Annotated in this window: 19 protein-coding genes; 7 read left to right on the top strand and 12 right to left on the bottom strand. The window is 59.9% G+C overall.

From position 1 onward, the window contains the following. Nucleotides 1-487 precede the first annotated feature (487 nt). Entirely contained in the window at nt 488-1414 is a 927-nt protein-coding gene (locus AC3WMV_RS25985) for a LysR family transcriptional regulator (RefSeq protein WP_007961685.1), read from the top strand. Here AC3WMV_RS25985 and AC3WMV_RS25990 read toward each other — a convergent pair. The 6 genes from AC3WMV_RS25990 to AC3WMV_RS26015 all read right to left on the bottom strand — a co-directional run bounded on the left by AC3WMV_RS25990 (nt 1331) and on the right by AC3WMV_RS26015 (nt 6026). After that, nucleotides 1331-1648, bottom strand: coding sequence for an AzlD domain-containing protein (locus AC3WMV_RS25990; RefSeq protein ID WP_007952614.1), 318 nt, complete (start codon nt 1646-1648; stop codon nt 1331-1333). The two genes, AC3WMV_RS25985 and AC3WMV_RS25990, sit on opposite strands and share 84 nt — an antisense overlap. Next, nucleotides 1627-2343 carry an AzlC family ABC transporter permease gene (locus AC3WMV_RS25995; RefSeq protein ID WP_027611235.1) on the bottom strand — a complete coding sequence of 239 codons (717 nt, stop codon included), beginning with the start codon at nt 2341-2343 and terminating at the stop codon, nt 1627-1629. The genes AC3WMV_RS25990 and AC3WMV_RS25995 overlap by 22 nt, the downstream gene beginning before the upstream one ends. Beyond that, nucleotides 2340-2717: a GNAT family N-acetyltransferase gene (locus AC3WMV_RS26000; RefSeq protein WP_003220700.1), complete on the bottom strand. Its 378-nt coding sequence runs from the start codon at nt 2715-2717 to the stop codon at nt 2340-2342. The genes AC3WMV_RS25995 and AC3WMV_RS26000 overlap by 4 nt, the downstream gene beginning before the upstream one ends. Nucleotides 2718-2796: 79 nt before the next feature. Further along, on the bottom strand, nt 2797-3543 hold the full coding sequence (locus AC3WMV_RS26005) for a 2OG-Fe dioxygenase family protein (RefSeq protein WP_003220699.1): 747 nt from the start codon (nt 3541-3543) through the stop codon (nt 2797-2799). Between the two features lie 231 nt (nt 3544-3774). Next, a complete protein-coding gene (locus AC3WMV_RS26010) occupies nt 3775-5061 on the bottom strand; it encodes an OprD family porin (protein WP_103368294.1) in 1287 nt (428 codons plus the stop codon). Nucleotides 5062-5357: 296 nt separating this feature from the next. Then, entirely contained in the window at nt 5358-6026 is a 669-nt protein-coding gene (locus AC3WMV_RS26015) for a DsbA family protein (RefSeq protein WP_097086929.1), read from the bottom strand. A gap of 256 nt (nt 6027-6282) precedes the next feature. On the opposite strand from AC3WMV_RS26015, the gene AC3WMV_RS26020 reads away from it, so the two are divergent. After that, complete coding sequence (locus tag AC3WMV_RS26020; RefSeq protein WP_103368293.1) at nt 6283-8376, top strand: TonB-dependent receptor; 2094 nt, start codon at nt 6283-6285, stop codon at nt 8374-8376. A 187-nt stretch (nt 8377-8563) separates the two neighbouring features. Here AC3WMV_RS26020 and AC3WMV_RS26025 read toward each other — a convergent pair whose 3' ends face one another. The 3 genes from AC3WMV_RS26025 to AC3WMV_RS26035 all read right to left on the bottom strand — a co-directional run bounded on the left by AC3WMV_RS26025 (nt 8564) and on the right by AC3WMV_RS26035 (nt 13289). Further along, complete coding sequence (locus tag AC3WMV_RS26025) at nt 8564-8776, bottom strand: hypothetical protein (protein ID WP_007961849.1); 213 nt, start codon at nt 8774-8776, stop codon at nt 8564-8566. Nucleotides 8777-9021: 245 nt separating this feature from the next. Next, the gene (gene aguA / locus AC3WMV_RS26030; RefSeq protein WP_007961848.1) at nt 9022-10128 is read right to left on the bottom strand and encodes an agmatine deiminase; all 1107 of its coding nucleotides are present in this window, start codon (nt 10126-10128) and stop codon (nt 9022-9024) included. A 248-nt stretch (nt 10129-10376) separates the two neighbouring features. Beyond that, nucleotides 10377-13289: an aminotransferase gene (locus tag AC3WMV_RS26035; protein WP_103368292.1), complete on the bottom strand. Its 2913-nt coding sequence runs from the start codon at nt 13287-13289 to the stop codon at nt 10377-10379. 146 nt (nt 13290-13435) lie between these two features. Between AC3WMV_RS26035 and rfbC the strand changes: the two genes are divergently transcribed. The 4 genes from rfbC to AC3WMV_RS26055 are packed head-to-tail and all read left to right on the top strand — an operon-like array spanning nt 13436 to nt 17666. Beyond that, on the top strand, nt 13436-13981 hold the full coding sequence (rfbC, locus tag AC3WMV_RS26040) for a dTDP-4-dehydrorhamnose 3,5-epimerase (protein ID WP_103368291.1): 546 nt from the start codon (nt 13436-13438) through the stop codon (nt 13979-13981). A 42-nt stretch (nt 13982-14023) separates the two neighbouring features. Then, nucleotides 14024-15832: a sensor histidine kinase gene (locus tag AC3WMV_RS26045; protein WP_027611227.1), complete on the top strand. Its 1809-nt coding sequence runs from the start codon at nt 14024-14026 to the stop codon at nt 15830-15832. Further along, nucleotides 15829-17214 (top strand): sigma-54-dependent transcriptional regulator, encoded by a 1386-nt coding sequence (locus tag AC3WMV_RS26050; RefSeq protein ID WP_103368290.1) that lies wholly within the window; start codon nt 15829-15831, stop codon nt 17212-17214. Before AC3WMV_RS26045 ends, AC3WMV_RS26050 begins: the two co-directional genes overlap by 4 nt. Next, entirely contained in the window at nt 17211-17666 is a 456-nt protein-coding gene (locus tag AC3WMV_RS26055; protein ID WP_103368289.1) for a YiiD C-terminal domain-containing protein, read from the top strand. The genes AC3WMV_RS26050 and AC3WMV_RS26055 overlap by 4 nt, the downstream gene beginning before the upstream one ends. A gap of 146 nt (nt 17667-17812) precedes the next feature. Here the strand turns inward: AC3WMV_RS26055 and cysQ are convergent, their stop codons facing one another. Next, a complete protein-coding gene (gene cysQ / locus AC3WMV_RS26060; protein ID WP_097086917.1) occupies nt 17813-18646 on the bottom strand; it encodes a 3'(2'),5'-bisphosphate nucleotidase CysQ in 834 nt (277 codons plus the stop codon). Nucleotides 18647-18651: 5 nt separating this feature from the next. Beyond that, on the bottom strand, nt 18652-19218 hold the full coding sequence (gene nudE, locus AC3WMV_RS26065) for an ADP compounds hydrolase NudE (protein WP_047600934.1): 567 nt from the start codon (nt 19216-19218) through the stop codon (nt 18652-18654). An 88-nt stretch (nt 19219-19306) separates the two neighbouring features. Here nudE and yrfG point away from each other — a divergent pair, with 88 nt between their 5' ends. Further along, nucleotides 19307-19969: a GMP/IMP nucleotidase gene (gene yrfG, locus AC3WMV_RS26070; RefSeq protein ID WP_027611222.1), complete on the top strand. Its 663-nt coding sequence runs from the start codon at nt 19307-19309 to the stop codon at nt 19967-19969. Nucleotides 19970-20063: 94 nt separating this feature from the next. On the opposite strand, the gene lysM is transcribed toward yrfG, so the two are convergent. Next, a complete protein-coding gene (gene lysM, locus AC3WMV_RS26075) occupies nt 20064-20504 on the bottom strand; it encodes a peptidoglycan-binding protein LysM (protein WP_027611221.1) in 441 nt (146 codons plus the stop codon). Nucleotides 20505-20578 lie beyond the last annotated feature (74 nt).

Here is a 20578-nt window from a genome sequence, read left to right on the forward strand (position 1 = left end):
GACAGCAATGTCGGTTTTTTATTGCCTGGTTTATTTGAGCATTTCGCTTGCCTAGTCGAAGTGCTGGCGAACTTTGCCTATGTGCATTCACATGCGGACGCTCTTCAGCGCCCCGTGAATGGCGGCTCTAGAGTCGCAACAAACTGGTGAAGACGAAATTGGAAAGCATCCCTGATGCTAAGGGCACTCGCGCTCAAAGCTGAAAAATATGCGCATATCTCGCCGGGGGAAATTACAGGAGCCATAAGCCGTTTCTCCTCGAAAAACCCTCCCTGCGCACCAAAACCACGCACTTTTCTTGACCCCAATCACCCCCACGTCATCAAAAATCCCGATCCTGTGTCAGCTTCCAGCCATCGGCGGGGACATCAATTCGCTACTAAACCCGCGACAACTATGCTCAGGTGCTGGAATATAGCCGGCATATGACGCCGGATCGGCAGTCTCGTAAACAACAATACCCAGCCCACTTCAGAGGGCATTACCCATGGATAGCAGAACCTTACGCAACCTCATGCGCATCGTGCAGACCGGCTCGTTGTCGGCCGCAGCCGAGCATTCGTGCCTGACTGTGCAGGCCCTGGCCGCGCAGTTGAACAAGGTCGAAGAGCAGTTCGGTTTCCGCTTGTTTCGACGTTCCAACAAAGGGCTGACGCTGACGCCGCAAGGCACGGAGCTGACGCCCTATATGGACAAAGTGCTGATTGCCACGCGACAGATGGAAGAAAAGGTTGAGGCGCTCAAGGTGCCGGGCCAGCGCACATTGAAGGTTGCGTTGAACAACACGTTGTCGTCTGACTTCAACCGGCGAATGATCGGACGCCTGATCGAGGTGTTTCCCGATTACCAGATGGAATTCAGCTACGCCGAGTCGATGGAGAACCTCAGCAAGCTGAAGAATGAAGACTTTGATCTTGCGGTGCTGATCGGCCCGCAGCGGCCGGGTCTGCCGAGCATTGTTTTGCCGGATGTGCAGGTACAGGTGGTCGGTGCCCATTGCGGGCAGGAAAACGATCCACTGACGTTGCTGGGCAACAAGTTTCAGGTGCGTCCTGCGGAAGATTGTCCGTATTCCCACAGCTTCCTGCGTTTTCTCGACGCCGGACTGGGCAATCACGAGAACGGTCAACGCATGGTCTATTCCTGCAGCGAAACCCTGACCCTGTCGCTGATCACGCAGATGGACGCAGTGGGCATGGTGTCGCGAGAGGCCGCGCAAAAGAACGGCCTGACGATTTTCCCCGGATTCGAGGATTTCCTCGAAGTGCGTCTGGCGGTGAACAACCCGAACCTGTCGGGGCAGGCCCTGAATGACGTGGTCGATCTGCCGCTACATGAACGAGCCGAGCGCAATGTACGCAGCCGTCCCAACCGCCACACTGAGAAAGAGGTTTTTGCTGAAATACGCACATAACAACGTCGGAATGGCTGCATAAAATTCCGGGCGATCGAGCTGTATGTGCTGATCCTTGATCAACAAGGGTGTCAGGCTGATCGCAGCGACGATCGCCACCGGCAGGTATTCCAGCGCCCGCGCAACGAACGGCGGCCAGTGCTCGGTGTTGACTTGCAGCGGCAGCGCGCGTGGCAGGAAGGTCACGGCCATCATCAGCGCGACCACCAGAATCAGGAACGTTTGGTCAGGCATACACCCACTCCGCAGCCCACGAACGTGGCGATGAAAACGTTGAACGGCGAAGTGCCGACCAGGCTCAGCGCGCCCATGCAGACGACGGCAGCCGCGGCGGCGATGAGTTTGTTGCGGGTGTTGCACAGCGACACCAGCACGTAGAGCATCATCGCGGTCAGTGCGTAGTCGAGCTGATATTTGATCAGGTGCGATGCATATTGCGCGCAGACGGCGCCCAACAATCCGCCCAGCACCCAAGAGGTGTGGCAGAACAGGTTGAAGCCGATCAGGTAACGAATGTTGACCGGCGCGCCGGTGCCAAGTTTGACGCTGTGGAACGCGAAGGACTCGTCGGTCAGGCCACCGGCGTAAGCCCAGCGCTCCATGCGGCTGAGCCCCAATGCGCGCAAGGCCTTGGCCATGTACACCGACATCAGCATGTGCCGCGCATTGATCAGGAAGGTGGTCAGCACGATGGTGGTCAGCGAAGCGCCGCTGGAGATCAGCGCCAGTGCGGCGAATTGCGAAGCGCCGGCGTAGACGAACAAGCACATCGCCACCGGCAGCCACATCGGCAGCCCGGCGTTGACCGCCATCAGCCCGAACACGAACGACACCGTGAAGTAACCGGCCACCACCGGGCTGGCTTCGGCAAACGTGCGCGATGGCTGATGAGCAGCCATCAGCGGCGCACTGCCGGACGTTTCATTCATAGATCCCTCTCAAATGTCCGCTCGCCGTGGGGTTCGCAAAAACCCTGGGCAGTCCAGAATCGCTTGCCCGCGAGGTTAGCATCGTCGACGAACAGAAACATCCGTAATACACCGACCCGTTTCATGTCGGATGACGCCGCTTCCACCAACCGCTGGCCGACGCCCTGACTGCGATAGCGTGGGCTGACCGCCAAGTGGTTGATGGTGCCGCGACTACCGAGCATGCCGCCGAGCACCGCACCGACGATTTCGCCTTCGACGTCGAAGGCCAGATAGGCCGTGGTGGTCTTCTGGATCAATACACCGCGCAGGCATTTGGCGTCCTGCCATTCGCAGAACGACACTTCGTCGAACTGCCGGAAGAAGCGCTCCATGCGCTGCGCGTCCTTGGCGGTGGCGCGTCGCAGCACCACCGGCGTCGAGCACTCGACGCCATCGATTGGGGTGATCTGATTAGCGAACAATGTCGAAAGCGGTCCCGGGCCGCGAGAAGGAAATCGCCAGAATCTGCCGGTACGCCATGGCATGCGTGTGGGTGTTGCGCGCCGGAGTCACGTAATGGCGCATGTCGCGATCAAGAAAGTACGTGGTGTCGAGGATTTCCTTGTAGGTGGTCGACGCCAGTTGATGCTCGTGAACATCGTACAAACGGCTTTCCGCGCCCTCGACGTTGTTGCGCCCCCAGAAGTGCACACCACTGAACGGATAGCCGTCGCAGTGAATCCCTTCCGGGGTGATTTCCAGTTGCTTGCCGGGTTTGATCTCGATGCGGATCTGATGAATCTGGCACTGCCAAATCTCATCGTGCAATTCTTCCGGCAACACGCTTTTGTACACTTCAAAATCGGTGTCGATCAGGCTGCGCATTACCGGCGAAGTGATCACTTCATCAGAGAAGTCCTGAAAGTGCCGCACAACACCGCCCACGTAGGCGTTGTTCTCTTTCGACTGCACGTACGCGCGATGCTCGAGTTGCTTCAATTCACGTGTTTTCGGGTTGTACTCAAAGTCGCTGTAACGACGGTAACGCATGCCGGCTTCGGCCTGACCGTAGTAACTGTCTGGCTCCATGTTTTCCCAACTTTTGGTCAGTCTGACGAAGTCGGCAAAATGACCGTAGAGATTGAAGTCACCACCCTGGACGTTGACATATTTGTCGCGCCGTAGCGATTCGCCCACTTCTCTGTTCAAAACGATCATTACCAAATTCTCCGCTGCGTTGAGCGGCCTAATCTATTAGGTGGAGAATTTGCGTCCATGAGAAAGAATTTCAGGCATTTAAAGCCCTGCTTGAAACGGTACTTGAAGACGCTTCAAAACAACTTTTACGTGACAAAAACACGGGTTTTTTACGGTTTTTGCGAAAAAGACGTCGAAAAAAAACCCCGAGCCAGTCGGGGTTTTCTCATGTTTCTTACACCGGATCGTTCATCAGAAGATGTTGATCGGGTAGTCCACGAACACACGCACTTCGTTGCCGCTGCTGTTGTAGTCGGCGGATTTCTGCGACACGCGCAGAATCGAGCTGCGCAGTTTCACGCTAAGGTCTTTCGCCGGACCGCTTTGCACGACGTATTTGACCTGGTTGAAGATCTCACGCTCGGTGCCACCACTGCTGGTGTCGGTGGTGATGTTGTCGCCACGCACGTAAGCAAAGTTGTAGCTCAGGCCAGGTACGCCAAAGGCACCGAAGTCCAGGCCGTAGCCCAGTTGCCAGCTGCGCTCGTCTTCAGCGTTGAAGTCCGACCAGTACGAGTTGGCCAGGTAAATGGTGTTGCCACCGTCGCCCTGACGACGACCATCGTTCTGATAACCGCCGTACGGATAACCCAGGTTGCTGTCACCGGTACTGCGCTGGTGCGCCAAGGTGAACGAGTGCGGGCCGGTGGCGAATGTGGCCGCCAGGCTCCAGATCTTGTTGTCCTGGCCGCCGGTGTTCTTGATGTCGGCATAAGACTTGTCGAGCTTGGTGCGATAGCCGTTGAAGTCCAGGGTCAGGGACTGATCCTTGTCGATCGGGAACACGTAGTTGGCGTTCACGTACTGCTTCTTCATGACGTCTTCAACGTCGGAAGCGTACAACGCCGCCTTGAACTGTTCGGTGAACTGGTAGCTACCGCCCAATACGTTGATCGACTTCAGACCACCGCTGTCACGGCCTTCAGCGCTTTTACGCGATTCGGCAGTGAAACGACCGGCGTCCAGTTGCAGGCCTTTGATCTCTTTGGAGGTGATCAAGGTACCGGTGTAGCTTTCCGGCAGCAGACGCGAGTTGTCGTAGTTCAGCACCGGCAGGGCCGGCATCTGGTCGCCGTACGTCAGCACGGTGTTGGACACGCGGAATTTGACCGCAGCGCCACCCTTGGACAGGTCGTCAGCCGCATTGCCGCTGTCACCCTGTTTGAAGAAGTCGATACCACCGGCGCCGCTGCGGCCCTTGCCGCCATCCAGACGCAGTGCGTAAAGACCGAAAGCATCGACACCCACACCAACGGTGCCTTGGGTGAAGCCGGAAGAGAACGTACCGATGGCCGCTTGGCCCCACTCGGCTTTGTCCGGGTTGCCGTCTTTGTAATCACGATTGATGTAGGCATTGCGCAGCAGCACTTTCAGGCTGCTGTCTTCAACAAAACCCTTGGATTCGGCTTGGCCGTCAGCTATTGCCGAAGTGGCACTCAACATCCCCAGTGCGATCAGACTGATTCGCTTGTTCAACATTTTGTTTTCCTTATTACGGGTTGAAACGCGCTGTGTCGAACGGCTGAAACGGCGCTATTGCACTCTTTTTTCACCCCGAAACAAAAAGACCCGCCCACGGCAAAACCGTGTCGGGCCCTTTTATTATTTTTGAGTCATGGCGGTTGGCCACAGGCGTTGGGCCGAATCGTAGCCGCGCCCTCAATAATGTGTCAATTTCAAGAATCGTCTTTAAATAGGTAAAAATCGTCTAAGAATCGTAAATTTTGCGATAGCGCATTGCTCGGAAATGCGCTCAACCAGTGAATCCAGTGCGATTACGCGCAACCGTCGAGACCGCATTGCGCGGCGGATTGCCCCGGCTCAACCGCGACCACCGCTTGCCCCAACCAGTCGGCGAAAGCCTGAGGATTGCCAAGCCATGGGCTGATGTCGATCAAGGTGAACTGCCCGTCCTGCTCCAGCGCCAATGTCGGAAAACCTTGGCCACCCAGTTGCGCCAAGAGTGCGCGGCTGGCCTTTACATGCGCTGTCGTATCAGCGGACTTAAACGCAGCCGCGAAGATGTCACGGGTGTAGCCCAACTCACGGGCGAGTTCGAAAAGTACGGATTCATCGGCAATCCGCCGTCCTTCCACGTAATGCGCCGTCTGCAAACGTCCGAGCATCTGCAAACCGCGACCGTCGATGGACTCTGCCGCCATCACCGCCGCAATCGGCGGCGTCGAATCGAAAACCGCCGAGTGATCACGCAGCAGACCCTCGAAATACGCTTCGCCAAAGGGTTGTCCGGTGTATTCGGCAATGCGCCGATCGTGGGGCATGACGTAATCGCGCAATTGCGGCGAAACTTGCTGGCGATTCGCACCGCTCATCATTCCGCCCGCATGGACAACGACCGGCAACACTTGCTGCGCCGCTTGCACCAGCGGTTTGGCACCGTAGCACCAGCCGCACAATGGATCGTAAATGTAGTGAAGGATCATGGGAGAACTCCGGCAACAAAGTAGAAAAATTCGATACCGGCAGACTATTCCTACGCGTGTTGGGGAAAAACGCCGGAATGGCTCTCAGACTGTTTCGAGAATCGGTCGAATGGATCGACCGGTCAGGATGTATCGAAATCGACATAAATTGAAACAATCTGACAGGGGAACTTCTCAGGAATAAATTACGGGGGCAAATGCAAAGCATTACCATTCGCGCGTTTGAATTTCCTTACCCTTTCGGATGCGCTTTTCCATGCCTGCCCCGTTCCGCCTCACGCCTGTCACCCTTGGATTGTCTGCCTTTCTGTCCAGCGGTTTTGCTTACTCCGCCACCGAACTGCCTGCCACCGCGATCAGCGCCGAAGCACAAGCCGAGGACCCGCGCGTCAAAATCAGCAGCACTGCGACCCGCACCTCGACCCCGGTGCGTTACGTGCCGCAGGCCATCGACTCGATCAAGACCGCGAACGTCGCCGACTACGGCACCAATGACATCGGTGACGCCCTGAGCGGCATTCCCAACGTCAGCAGCAGCGCCGACACGCGCTTCGACAGCCTGCGTATCCGCGGCTTCGACGCCAGCAACGACTTCTATCTGGACGGCATTCGCGACGACAGCCAGTACAAGCGCGACCTGCACAACATCGAGCGGGTCGAAGTGCTCAAAGGTCCGGCGGCGGTACTTTACGGCCGTGGCAGCCAGGGCGGGATCGTCAACCGCGTGAGCAAGCTGCCCGAGTTCGGCCGTCGTTCGACCATCGAAGCCCAAGGCGGCAGCGACGACCTGCGCAGCCTGTACGCCGACCTCAGCACCGACCCCAGCGAAAACCTCAGCCTGCGCCTGAACATGGGCAACATGGATGAAAACAGCTTCCGCGACGGCGTCAGCGGCAACCGCCAGCTGTTCGCGCCGTCGATGAGCTGGCAACTGACCCCAGACTTGAACTGGCTGGTGCAATACGAATACAGCCGCTACAACCGCACACCGGATCGCGGCATTCCCGGTGTGAATGGCCGCCCGGCGGATGTCGGTCGCGACACCACCTACGGCAACGATCACGATTTCATCGACGACAAGGCGCAGTCCCTGCGCTCGAAACTCACCTACGACATCAACGACAACTGGCAGCTGCGCCAGACCCTCGGCGTGTTCAAGCTCGACAGCGATTTCGACAACACCTACCTGACCAGCTTCGACCCGAAAACCAACAAGGTTGCGCGCCAGCACTGGCAGCAGGATCTGACCACCCGCAACGTCTACAACAACCTTGAGCTGGAAGGCGGTTTCGATACCTTTGGTCTTGAGCATCGCCTGCTGACCGGCGTCGAAATCGGCAGCCAGCGCCGCGATCCGAAGTTGTACAACGCCGCGACCGGCAGGACCCCAGGCGCACAACCGGTGCCGTCAGTTGACCTGTTCAACCCCAACCGCGAGCTCCGTCATACCGGCAGCATGCAGGTGTTCAGCGACAGCCACACCGAAGTCGAAAGCCGCGCGGTGTACGTGCAGGATCAGTTGCGTCTGAACGATCAATGGCAACTGCTGGCCGGCTTGCGCTACGACACGTTCGATATCGAGTCGACCAACCAGCTCAAGAGCCTCACTGAGGATCGTGACAGCCACAGCACCAGCCCGCGCTTCGGGATTGTCTGGACGCCACTGCAGAATCATTCGTTCTATGCCTCGTGGTCGAAGACCTTCTCGCCCGTTGGCGGCGGCCTGATCGGCATCACCCCGGGGGCTGCCGGCAATAGCAACGACTTGAGTCCGGAGCTTACCAAACAGAAAGAAATCGGCGTGAAAAGCGACTGGCTGGATGATCGCTTGAGCACCACGCTGGCGGTCTACGACCTGGAACTCTACAACCGCCGCACCAGCGACCCAAACGATCCGACCCTGACCGTCATGACCGGTCTTCAGCGCTCACGGGGTGTGGAGCTGACCGCCACCGGCAAACTGGTCGGCAACTGGTACATACGCGGTGGCGTCGGCGTGCAGGACACCACCATCGAGAAGGACAACAACGGCCTGGAAGGCAAACGCGTCAACAACGTGGCCAAACACAACGGCAGCCTGTTCCTGACCTGGAAACCGGAGATGGGCTGGTACGGCGAAACCGGTCTGACCCTGGTCGGCCAGCGTTATGCCGACAACGCCAACACCACCGTGCTGCCGGGTTACGGCCGCTGGGATGCGCTGGTCGGCTACCGTTTCAAGGACTGGGACTTGCGCGCGGCACTGAACAACATCACTGACCGCGAGTATTACGCCTCGGCCACCAGCCAATATCAGATCCAGCCAGGCGCACCGCGCAGTGTGGTGATGACCGGTACCTACAGTTTCTGAATGCACACAAACCCTGTGGGAGGGGGCTTGCTCCCGAAGGCGTCGAATCAGGCAACATCATCGTCACTGACTTACCGCATTCGGGAGCAAGCCCCCTCCCACAGGTTCAATGTTCGCAATGGTTTCCATCGTGCATAAAAAAGCGCCGCCATCCCGGCAGCGCTTTTACCAATCCCTGTTGTTTTTCTTATCCTTCCATCACAGCCCATAACGCTTCCAGTTCGGCCTCGCTGAACAGGCCAGCGGGGTAGCGCTCGATCATCATCCGGCGCGGATCAGGTTCCCTGATCTGACGCGTTCCATTGGACTTCAAAAAGTGCGCGACAATCTGGAGCGATTCGCCGTTGACGGCCATGGGATGCAAAGTCCGCTCGCTGACTACGTTCACTTCGGCGTTCATTTCAGCGCTCTCTCCCCGTTCGTGAGCGGCTACGTTATCCAAGGTATATGACAGAACTGTTGAAGTTCCCCCCTCTCCCTAGTGCACTTTGTCCGATACAAGAGCTATGCCAAGGTTTCCGATTTGTCGACAGGCGGATACAAACAAGCCCGCGGTCCAACAGGGCCGCGGGCTTGTTTGAATGTGTAGCAAGCTAATCTTTGCCTGGCCGATTTATGAATCAACTCAAGCTGTTACGTCTCAACTCACTCTTTGTGCGGGGCTGGCTGTTGTTGGGTAAGGCAGTGGATATTGCCGCCGCCCAGTAACAGTTCACGGCCCGGCACCATCACCACTTCGTGTTGCGGGAACAGCTTCTGCAGGATTTCCCGCGCAGGCGCGTCCATCGGATCGTCGAAGCTTGGCGCGATGATGCCGCCGTTGACGATCAGGAAGTTCACGTAGGAACCGGCCAGGCGCACGGAAGGGTTGCGCTCCTGCGTACCGTCGACCGGATCGACACCGGCGCACTCCTCTTCGGTCGCGTACAGCGGCCCCGGAATCGGCATCTTGTGCACCGTGAACGGGCGCCCCTTGGCGTCGGTGCTGCTTTGCAGCACGTTCATCGCCGCCTGGCAGCGCGGGTAGTTCGGATCCTGCGGATCGTCGGTCCACGCCAGCAGCACTTCGCCCGGGCGCACGTAGCAGCAGAAGTTATCCACATGACCGTCGGTTTCGTCGTTGAACAGACCATCCGGCAGCCAGATGATCTTATCCACAGACAGATTGTCGCGCAGTACCGCTTCGATCTCTTCGCGGCCCAGGTGCGGGTTGCGGTTGTGATTGAGCAGGCACTCTTCAGTAGTGATCAGCGTGCCTTCGCCGTCGACGTGAATCGAACCGCCTTCAAGCACAAAACCTTCGGTGCGATAACGCGGGCTGCGCTCGATTTCGAGAATCTTGCCACCGACCTGCGAATCACGGTTCCACGGCGAATACAGACCGCCTTCAAAACCACCCCATGAGTTGAAGTCCCAGTTCACACCGCGCACTTCGCCGCTGTTGTTGATGACGAACGTCGGGCCGGTATCACGTACCCAGGCATCATCGCTGGACATCTCGACCACGCGGATATTCGGCACGTCGAGACGCGCGCGGGCGTTCTCGTACTGGCCGGCCGACACGGCAACCGTCACCGGTTCAAAACGGGCGATGGCCTTGGCCACTGCAACGTGCGCGGCCTGCGCCGGCTTGCCACCCAGGCGCCAGTTATCCGGACGCTCAGGCCAGATCATCCAGGTCTGGGTCTGCGGCGCCCACTCGGCCGGCATGTAGAAGCCATCGTCACGCGGGGTACTTTTCAAAGTGGTCATCGGATCAGGACTCCTGGGAACCGTCGAAGGGTTGCAAAGCGATGGCGACTTTATAACCGATAAATATCGTATTTTAAATGCTTTAAAATGACGCTCGTCTAAAAAAAACAGTTAAATACCGATACAAATCGAATTAGCACTGAACCCATGTGGGAGCGGGCTTGCTCGCGAAGGCGGCACATCCGTCGATATCAACTTTGAATGAAGAACCGTATTCGCGAGCAAGCCCGCTCCCACAAAAGCAGCGTTTACAGACCTTCTTCGAGCACGCGATCCAGCATGTCGACAAAGAAGTCGACGCTGCGGCGCGAGGTGACCATCGGCGGTTTGATCTTGAGAATATTCAGGTCATCCCCGGTCGGTTGCATGAAGATTCCCAGCTCGCGCAGGCGATCGCACAACAACGTGGTCTCCTCGGTGGCCGGCTCCAGCGTCTCGCGGTTGCGGATCAGTTCCACCCCCAGATAGAAGCCGGAGCCATGCACCGCGCCCACCAGCGGATGTTTATCGATCAGCGCTTCCAGCCGCGCCTTGAAGTGACCGCCGACCACCTGGGCGTTTTCCCAGAGCTTTTCTTCTTCCATGACATCCAGGACTGCCATGCCGATCTGACAGCTCACCGGACTGCCGCCGGCCGACGAGAAGAAATAGCCTTCAGCTTCCAGCGCCTCGGCGATTTCCCGACGCGTAATAACGGCGCCGAGCGGCTGGCCGTTGCCCATGCCCTTGGCCATGGTGATGATGTCCGGCACCACGCCCTGCTCTTCGAAGCCCCAGAAAAAGTGCCCCATGCGCCCGTAACCGACCTGGACTTCGTCGGCGATGCACACCCCGCCCTGGGCCCGCACCAATGCGTAAACCTGCTTCAGATAACCGGGCGGCAGGGAAATCCCGCCGGCGTTGCCGTACACCGGTTCACAGATGAAACCGGCCAATTGGCGATCCTGCGCGGCGATATGCGCCAGTTGCGCTTCGACGCTGCGCACATAGTCCGGCGCCGAATCGAGGCCGCGAAACTCGCCACGGTAGGTATTCGGCGCGGTCACCGGGTGCACCCAGTCCGGGCGGCTTTCCAGCGCGCGCGGGTTGTCGGCAACCGAGGTCGACACCGAATCGGCCCCGACCGTCCAGCCGTGATAAGCCTCCAGCACGCTGAGCATGTCGCGCCCGCCGCTGTAGGCCCACGCCAGACGGATCGCCAGGTCGTTGGCCTCGCTGCCACTGTTGACCAGAAACACCCGATCCATGCCTTCCGGCGCCAGCTTCAGCAAGCGTTCGGAGAACCGCGCCACGGCTGCATAGTTGAAGCGCGAGTTGGTGTTGAGCAGCGACCACTGTCGCGCCGCCACCTGAGCCATGCGCGGATGACCATGGCCGAGCACTGCAACGTTGTTGAGCATGTCGAGATAGGAACGGCCCTGCATGTCGATCAGGTGATTGCGCCAGCCACGCTCGATGCGCGGCGGGTCGACGTAATAATGTTTTTGCGTGCGGGCGAAACTGGCGTCGCGTCGTTCGAGCAAGGTTTTCGCATCCAGCTCGGGTTCGGCATCGCAGGCCAGACCCAGCAAAGTGGCTGGCGATGGACACAGGGCCTGCCAGGCTGCAGCGCGCGCAGGACTGCAGAACAATGGCGCATCCAGCGATGCAACGCGGCTCAACTGTACCTTCAACGGACCGTCGACCGCACCCAGCACCTGACCTTTGACCAGCGCCGCGCCGCTGTGCAGCGAGGCGCTCACGCCCCTCAGCCGCACGCTGAGCTGCGGTCCGTCGAGTTGCAACACACCATCCGCCGCGTGATGCAGCACACCGGCAAACGGCGCTTCCACCGCCGAGCCCTGCGGCACGCGCAACTCAACGTGCAGCGGGAACGTCTCCGGTTCGACGGCACTGTCTACTCGCGTCTGCGACAAGCGATATTGCCCGTAACGACTGGCAGCCAGGCCATGCGTGGCAGCGGCTTCAGTCAGCAGTCGTTGATCGATACCCTCCTGCTCCCAGTTGCCCGCCTCGAAATGCGGACTCAGGACGCCAAGGTCGATCAGCGCAAATTCGCGCCCGACCAGCTCTGGTAACAGTGGCGCAAAACCCTCGCTGCCGACCGTCGGCAGACGCTGACCGACTGACGTGAGGATCGCCGCTTCCATCAGCGCCAGGGGTACAGAAGTGGCCACGTGGAAAATTTCCCATTCGTGGCCAAGGTTGTCGCGACTATAGGTATTACCCGGATCGATGCTGACCTGTTGCTCGCCACTGAGCACCAGCACCGCCGCCCGCGCCACGATCAACGGCCACAACGCCAGTAATTCCTCATGTTGCAGTGGATTGACCGCGTGATAGGCCTGCACCGCCGGCAGAATCACAAACGGATCACCGCCGGCATGGTGCAGCAGCGCCGCGCAGGTCACCGACAGATCAGTGATACGCCAGGTGCGGACCAGATCACCGAAGTCGATCACGCCCTGCAATTGCCAATGACGCTTGGCATCGCGTTGCCAGACAGCGTTATCGTCGGTGATGTCCATGTGGATCGCCTGCACCGGCAGCTTGTCCTGCAACGGCTGCAAGTGACGTTCGGCCTGTTCGGCGGCTTGCGCGATCAAGGCGCGCTGGCGCTCATCCTGAATCACCGGCAGCAGATGGCTGATCAGCGCACTGGCGTGGCGGGCGTCCCATTGCAGCGTGCGCTGAAGGCCCGGGTGATCGAAGCCGGCCAGGGCCAGGTCCATCTCGCCACACAACCGACCGAATCCGGCCACCACGTCATGGCCCAAATGCTCAAGATGAGTCAGCGGCTGACCTTCGATGTAGTCCAGCAACCGCACGTGCACCGGCTCGCCGTCGGTTTCCAGCGACAGCAGATCCTCACCATTACTGGCCGGGATCACTCTGGGCACGTGCACCGACGAGTGCTCGGCAAGGTACTTGAGGCCTGCATGCTGAGCCTGCAACTCCACAAGTGCATAATCGCCGCGGCAGATTTTCAGGACAAAGCGCCCACGCTCACTGTCGACCCGATAATTCAGGTCCTGCTGACTGCCCAGCGCCTGTAGCGTGCCGCTGAGCCCGTAATGCTCGGCCAACCACTGCCGTGCCTGCGCTTCAGAAACCTGCGGGCTGGGCAAACTGGCGCGATGAATCAACGTGGCGAGCGGCATGGGACGACCCCTGAGATTTTATCAGGTGCCTATATCGCCATTGCTGCAGTGGATGCGCAACCCCCGACCGGAGATATTCAAGCGCTCGCATCCGCCGGCACTTTGCGCAAGAATGTCGGCCATTCACCCCTATCTGGAAAAACCTCATGAATGTAATCACCACCGATCTGCCCGGTGTTCTGATCATCGAACCCAAGGTATTTGGTGACGAGCGCGGCTTCTTCTACGAGAGTTTCAATGCCAAGGCGTTCCAGGATGCAACCGGTCTGGACACTCAATTCGTTCAGGACAACCATTCGCGCTCGCAGAAAGGCGTGCTGCGCGGCCTGCATTACCAGCTGCAAAATACCCAGGGCAAACTGGTTCGGGTGACCGCCGGTGAAGTGCTCGATGTAGCCGTGGACATCCGTCGCAGCTCGCCGCACTTCGGCAAGTGGGTTGCCGTGCGACTGTCGGCTGAAAACCACCGTCAACTGTGGGTTCCGGAAGGCTTTGCCCATGGTTTCGTGGTGCTGAGCGAATTCGCCGAATTCCTCTACAAGACCACCAACTACTACGATCCATCGTCCGAACGCAGCATTCGCTGGGACGACCCTGCTCTGGGCATCGACTGGCAACTGGACGAAGCGCCGAAGCTGTCGGCCAAGGATCAGGTCGGTGCCTTGCTCAAGGACGCTGACGTCTTCGCCTGAGCCTAGGCATAATGCGCCTGTTCACTCAGGCGCATCCGGCTCATGAAACCTACCCTTCCCCGCAGACCCCGCTGGCGCAGCCTCGCCCTGCTGGCGCTGTGCCTGGCGCCGCTGCTGTGGCCGCTGGAGCATCTGGCCGAGCGCTATTACCGCAGCGAACTGGCCGGGCAAAACCGCCAGACCCTCGACCTCTACGTCGCCAACCTGCTGGGCACCCTGCACCGTTATGAAGTATTGCCGCAGATCCTCGGCGACCTGCCGGCCCTGCGCGCCGTGCTCGGGGCGCCGGACGACGGCGTCACCCAGGGCAATGCCAACCGCCTGCTGAAAAACATTGCCGCACAAACTGGCGCCGAAGTCATGTACCTGATGGACACCAGCGGCCAGACCCTGGCGGCGTCGAACTGGGACAAACATGACAGCTTTGTCGGGCGCAATTTCGCTTTCCGTCCGTATTTCAGCGAAGCCATGGCTGGGCGTCTCGGACGCTTTTTCGGCCTCGGCACCACGTCGGCCAAACGCGGTTATTTCTTCGCCGCGGCGGTGCGCAACGGCGAAAAAATCATCGGCGTGCTGGTGATCAAAGTCGACCTCGATCACACCGAAAGCCTGTGGGGCAAAACCCCGGAACAACTGTTGGTGACCGACCACAACGGCGTGGTGATTCTCACCTCGCGCCCGGAGTGGCGCTTTCGCTCGACCCGTATCTTGAGCGACACCGAGCGCTCGGCAATCACCGCCATCCTGCCTTATCCGACCCGCGAGCCACGTCCGCTGAACCTCAGCGACAGCGCCTGGCTGACCCAAACCGTCGATATCGCCGAAACCGGCTGGAGCGTCAGTATTCTTGCCCCGCGCACGCTGATCGATCGTCCGGTGCGCACCGTGGTCGCAATCGGCGGCGCCACGCTGTTGGTGGTGATGCTGTTGCTGGGGCTGATGATGCAGCGCCGTCGGCATTATCTGGAACGCATCGCCTTTGAAGCCAAGGCCCGTCGTGAACTGGAAGGTCGGGTGGCCGAGCGGACCAGCGATCTGGAAGGCCTCAACCGCCGACTCAAGCAGGAAGTGCTGGAGCGCGAACAGGCCCAGCAGGAACTGGTGCGCGCCCAGGACGATCTGGTGCAGGCTGGCAAACTCTCGGCGCTGGGCACCATGTCGGCAAGTATCAGCCACGAACTTAATCAGCCGCTGGCGGCGATTCGCAGTTACGCGGAAAACGCCGAGGTGCTGCTCGATCATCAACGCACCGACGATGCTCGCGGCAACCTCAAACTGATCAGCGAGCTGACCGGGCGCATGGCCTCGATCATCGCCCACCTGCGTGCCTTCGCCCGCCGCGACCGCCATGCCCCGGAAAGCGTGGCCCTGCAACCGGCGCTGGACGATGCGCTGGCATTGCTGGCCAAACGGCGCCGCAGCATGGAAGTCGAACTGATCCGCGACCTGCCCGCCGCCACGCTGTGGGTCGAGGCCGGGGAAACCCGTTTGCGTCAGGTGCTCGGCAATCTGCTGGCCAACGCCCTCGACGCGCTGACCGAAAAAGGCCCGCCGCGCAAACTGTGGCTGAGTGCCGAATCCACGGCCGAGGGCGTCAATCTGTACATTCGCGACAACGGCCCGGGCTTTTGCATGGAAGCCCTCGGCCGCGCCAGCGAGCCCTTCTACACCACCAAGACCCGCACTCAGGGCCTTGGCCTGGGGCTGGCCATCTGTGAAACCCTGATGCGCGCCTTCGGCGGTGAACTGTCGTTCGCTAACCACAAGCAAGGTGGCGCCTTGATCACCCTGCGGCTGCGCGCCGGTGCGCCCGGGGTCAGCCTGCAACCGTCCGAGGATCGAAGTGCATGACCATCGACAATCGCATTCAGGTGGTGTTGATCGACGACGATCCGCACCTGCGTCAGGCCCTCGGCCAGACCCTGGACCTGGCCGGGCTGAAAATCCTTCCGCTGTCCGAAGCCAAAGGTCTGGCCGGGCAACTGGAGCGTGACTGGCCCGGCGTGGTGGTCAGCGACATCCGCATGCCGGGCATGGACGGCCTGGAGCTGTTGAGCGAATTGCACGCTCAGGATCCGGAGCTGCCGGTGCTGCTGATCACCGGCCACGGCGACGTGCCGTTGGCGGTGCAGGCGATGCGTGCCGGCGCCTATGACTTTCTGGAAAAACCGTTCGCCAGCGATGCCCTGCTCGACAGCGTGCGCCGCGCCCTGGCCCTGCGCCGGCTGGTGCTGGACAACCGCAGCCTGCGCCTGGCCCTGAGCGATCGCAACGAACTGAGCGCACGCCTGGTCGGCCACTCGGCGCCAATGTTGCGCCTGCGCGAGCAGATCGGCGCGCTGGCGGCGACCAAGGCCGACGTGCTGATCCTCGGTGAAACCGGCGCTGGCAAAGAGGTCGTGGCCCGTGCGCTGCACGATTTGTCGAGCCGGCGCAACGGCCCGTTCGTGGCGATCAACGCCGGGGCGCTGGCCGAATCGGTGGTCGAAAGTGAGCTGTTCGGGCATGAGCCAGGCGCGTTTACCGGCGCGCAGAAACGCCGGATCGGCAAGTTCGAATTCGCCAACGGCGGCACGCTGTTCCTCGATGAAATCGAAAGCATGAGCATGGACGTGCAGGTGAAACTGCTGCGCATGCTGCAAGAGCGCGTGGTCGAACGTCTGGGTGGCAATCAGTTGATCCCGCTGGACATCCGCGTCATCGCCGCGACCAAGGAAGACCTGCGTCAGGCTGCCGATCAAGGGCGTTTTCGCGCCGACTTGTACTATCGATTGAACGTTGCACCGCTGCGCATTCCGCCACTGCGCGAACGCGGCGAAGATGCGCTGGTGCTGTTCCAGCATTACGCCGACGAAGCCAGCGCCCGACATGGCTTGCCACCGCATGAACTGCAGCCGGCGCAACGCGCCTTGCTGTTGCGCCACACCTGGCCGGGCAATGTGCGCGAACTGCAGAACGCTGCCGAGCGCTTCGCCCTCGGTCTGGAACTGGCGCTGGATAACAGTGGAAGCGAAAGCGGCGGCACCAGCGTGGAAGTCATCAGTGGCGGCCTGAGCGAGCAAGTGGAGAACTTCGAGAAGTCGTTGATTGCCGCCGAACTGGCGCGCTCGCACAGTTCGGTGCGCAGCCTCGCCGAAGCCCTGGGCATTCCGCGCAAGACCCTGCACGACAAACTGCGCAAGCACGGCTTGAATTTCGCCGACAGTAACGCCCATGGAGACGAAGCCGAATGAGCCGCGACAGTCACTATCTGGAATCGGTGCTGCATCACGACATTCCCCTGACCCGCGAGATGGGCCTCAAGGTCCTCGCCTGGCACGAGCAGCAGTTGAGCCTGCACCTGCCGCTGGAGCCGAACGTCAATCACAAAAGCACCATGTTCGGCGGCAGTCTCTACTGCGGCGCGGTGCTGGCGGGTTGGGGCTGGCTGCATCTGCGCCTGAAAGAAGAAGGCATCGAAGACGGGCACATCGTGATTCAGGAAGGACAGATCAGCTATCCGCTGCCCGTGACCGGTGATGCCACAGCGATTTGTCCGCCACCGGAAGCGGCGGTCTGGAAGAGGTTTCTGGCGATGTATCAGCGTTATGGGCGCGCACGGTTGACGCTTAATACGCGGATCGTCAACGCCGGCAGCGATGAGGATGCAGTGAGGTTCAGCGGCCAGTACGTTCTGCACCGCTGAGTCTTCGTGATGCAGCGATCATTTGTGGCGAGGGGATTTATCCCCGATCGACTGCGCAGCAGTCGCAATTCATGTCGTACGTAGAGTGGGGCCGCTACGCGGCCCATCGGGGATAAATCCCCTCACTACAATGCGATGTGCAGGACTCAGGAGCGAGCCAGCTCCAACAGTCTTGAACGCCACGCCGCCTTTGCCGGCAACGCCAGAAAGAACTCATTGAGCAGCGATTCCCGCGCCGGATAACAGAACGCTTCGCCCTGCAGATCCAACACTTCGCCGCCAGCACCTTCGAGCACGCCCTGCGCCGCCGCGGTGTCCCACTGCGAAGTTGGCGCCAATCGCGGATAACAATCCGCCGCCCCTTCAGCCAACAGACAAAACTTCAACGAACTGCCGATGTTTGCCAGTTGCAACTCGCCCAGGCTGGCGCTCAGACCGGCAAGCAGCCGCTCTTGCTCCGGACTCGAGTGCCGACGGCTCGCCACCACGGTGAACGCTTCACCGGGCGCGAGCACCTCACGCACCTCAATCGCCACCGGCGAACCACCTTTGTCCCCACGCCACGCGCCGAGACCGGCTCCGCCGACATAGAACCGGCCATTGGTCGGCATCGTCACCACGCCAAACACCACCCGCCCGTTTTCGATCAGGGCGATGTTCACGGTAAATTCTTCACTGCCGCTGATGAACTCCTTGGTGCCATCCAGCGGATCCACCAGCCACCAGCGCTGCCACCCGGCGCGCACGCTCTGCGGAATGTTGGCGTCTTCCTCGGACAGAATCGGAATACTGGAGTCCAGCGCGGTCAGCCCGGCGACGATGACATGGTGCGCGGCCATGTCCGCTGCGGTCACCGGTGAATCATCGGACTTGGCGGTGACCTCCACGCCAGAGCGCCAGAACGGCAGAATCGCCTCGCCAGCCTGCAACGCCAGCTCAACCACCGGCGCCATCAACGGATGGGAAAACTTCATCGACATCTCACTCATGACTGAAAGAACCCGCGCTGCGTCAGCAGATCACGCGCCAGATACAGCGCCGCCAGGGCACGGCCTTCGGTAAATTGCGGGTTCTGCGCCAGCGCCGCCAGTTCACGCAGGTTGACCTTGTCGACGCGCATCGGCTCCGGCTCGTCGCCCTCCAGACGCTCCTCGTACAAATCGGTGGCCAACACCACCTGGATCTTCTGGCTCATGTAACCGGGCGACAGCGACAACTCGGTCAGATGTTCCAGCTGGCGCGCGCCGAAACCGGCCTCCTCCTTGAGTTCGCGCTCGGCCGCTGCCAGCACATCTTCACCCGGCTCGATCAAGCCTTTGGGTAGGGACAGTTCGTACTCGTCAGTGCCGCCGCAGTATTCCTCGACTAGCACCGCGTGTTCGCTGTCGAGCATCGCCACAATCATCACCGCGCCATAACCCGCGCCTTTGCCGACCAGACGCTCGTAAGTGCGTTCCACGCCATTGGAAAAACGCAGCTTCAGTTCTTCGACGCAAAACAGACGACTGGTGGCGACAATCTCGCGGGCGAGTACAGTGGGTTTCTGGCGCATGCAAAGCTCCTTGGCGTGAACGCGCTACTATAACGCGGCTTTCCCGATTGTTTGTGTCGGATATCTTTCTACCGCTCGAGACGTTGCCATGCCTTCTTTACCGTGGTCTGACATCGATACCGTCCTGCTGGACATGGACGGTACGTTGCTGGATCTGCACTTCGACAACCATTTCTGGCTGGAACACCTGCCGCAACGCTACGCCGAACTGCACGGGGTGAGCCGGGCCATGGCCGACATGGAGTTGCAGCCGCTGTTCGAGCGCCATGCCGGGCAACTGCAGTGGTACTGCCTGGATTTCTGGAGTGCCGAACTGAAGCTCTCGGTGCGCGAGCTGAAACTGGAAACCGCGCACCTGATCGCGCTGCGCCCGGATGCCGACACCTTTCTGCAGGCGATCAAAAAAGCCGGCAAACGGGTGATCATGATCACCAACGCCCACCGCGATTCGCTCTCACTGAAACTGGAGCGGATCGAACTGGCGCCGTATTTCGAACGGCTGATCAGCTCGCACGATTACGGTTTCCCCAAAGAGAGTCCGCAGTTCTGGGATGCCTTGCAGGCGGATATCGATTTTGATCCGGCACGCAGTCTGTTCATCGACGATACGTTGCCGATTCTGCGTAGTGCGCGGGAATTTGGTGTGACGCATTTGTTGGCGGTGAAAGAGCCGGATAGCCGCAAGGGGCCGAAGGACACGGCTGAGTTTGCGGCGGTTGAAGACTACCGCGATTTGATGCGGGGTCTCTGATTTCCTGTAGGAGCTGCCGAAGGCTGCGATCTTTGATTTTAAGAAGCAAGATCAACAGATCGCAGCCTTCGGCAGCTCCTACAGGAGTTGTGAGTTATTCCGGGATACGCAGGGTTTGGCCCGGGTAGATTTTGTTTACATCCTTGAGCATTGGTTTGTTGGCCTCAAAGATCTTGTTGTACTGATTGGCGTTGCCATACACCGCGAGGGAAATCGCACTGAGGGTGTCGCCTTTTTTCACCACGACAAAACGTGCGGCAGCCACAACCGGCCCGGTCACGGTGATCTGATCATCAACACTGCCCACGCCTTCGATGTTACCCACCGCCAGCAGAATTTTTTCCTTCTCCTCCTGACTTGCAACTTCACCGGTGACCGTCACCTTGTCGCCGTCCACGGTTGCCTGAACATTCGGGTTGCCCAACCCGACCTTGCTGATATGTTCCTTCAACTGTTCGCTGGCATTGGCATTACCCGGGGTCAGCAGGTCGATCAGCTTTTCACCGGCTTCTTTCACAAAGCTCAACAGACTCATAGCGCACACTCCTTGATTGGGATTCCAGACGTCCAAGCCTAGACCACACCAGACCAACCCGGTTCCGGGCCGAC

This window comes from Pseudomonas sp. FW305-3-2-15-E-TSA4, assembly GCF_058787295.1.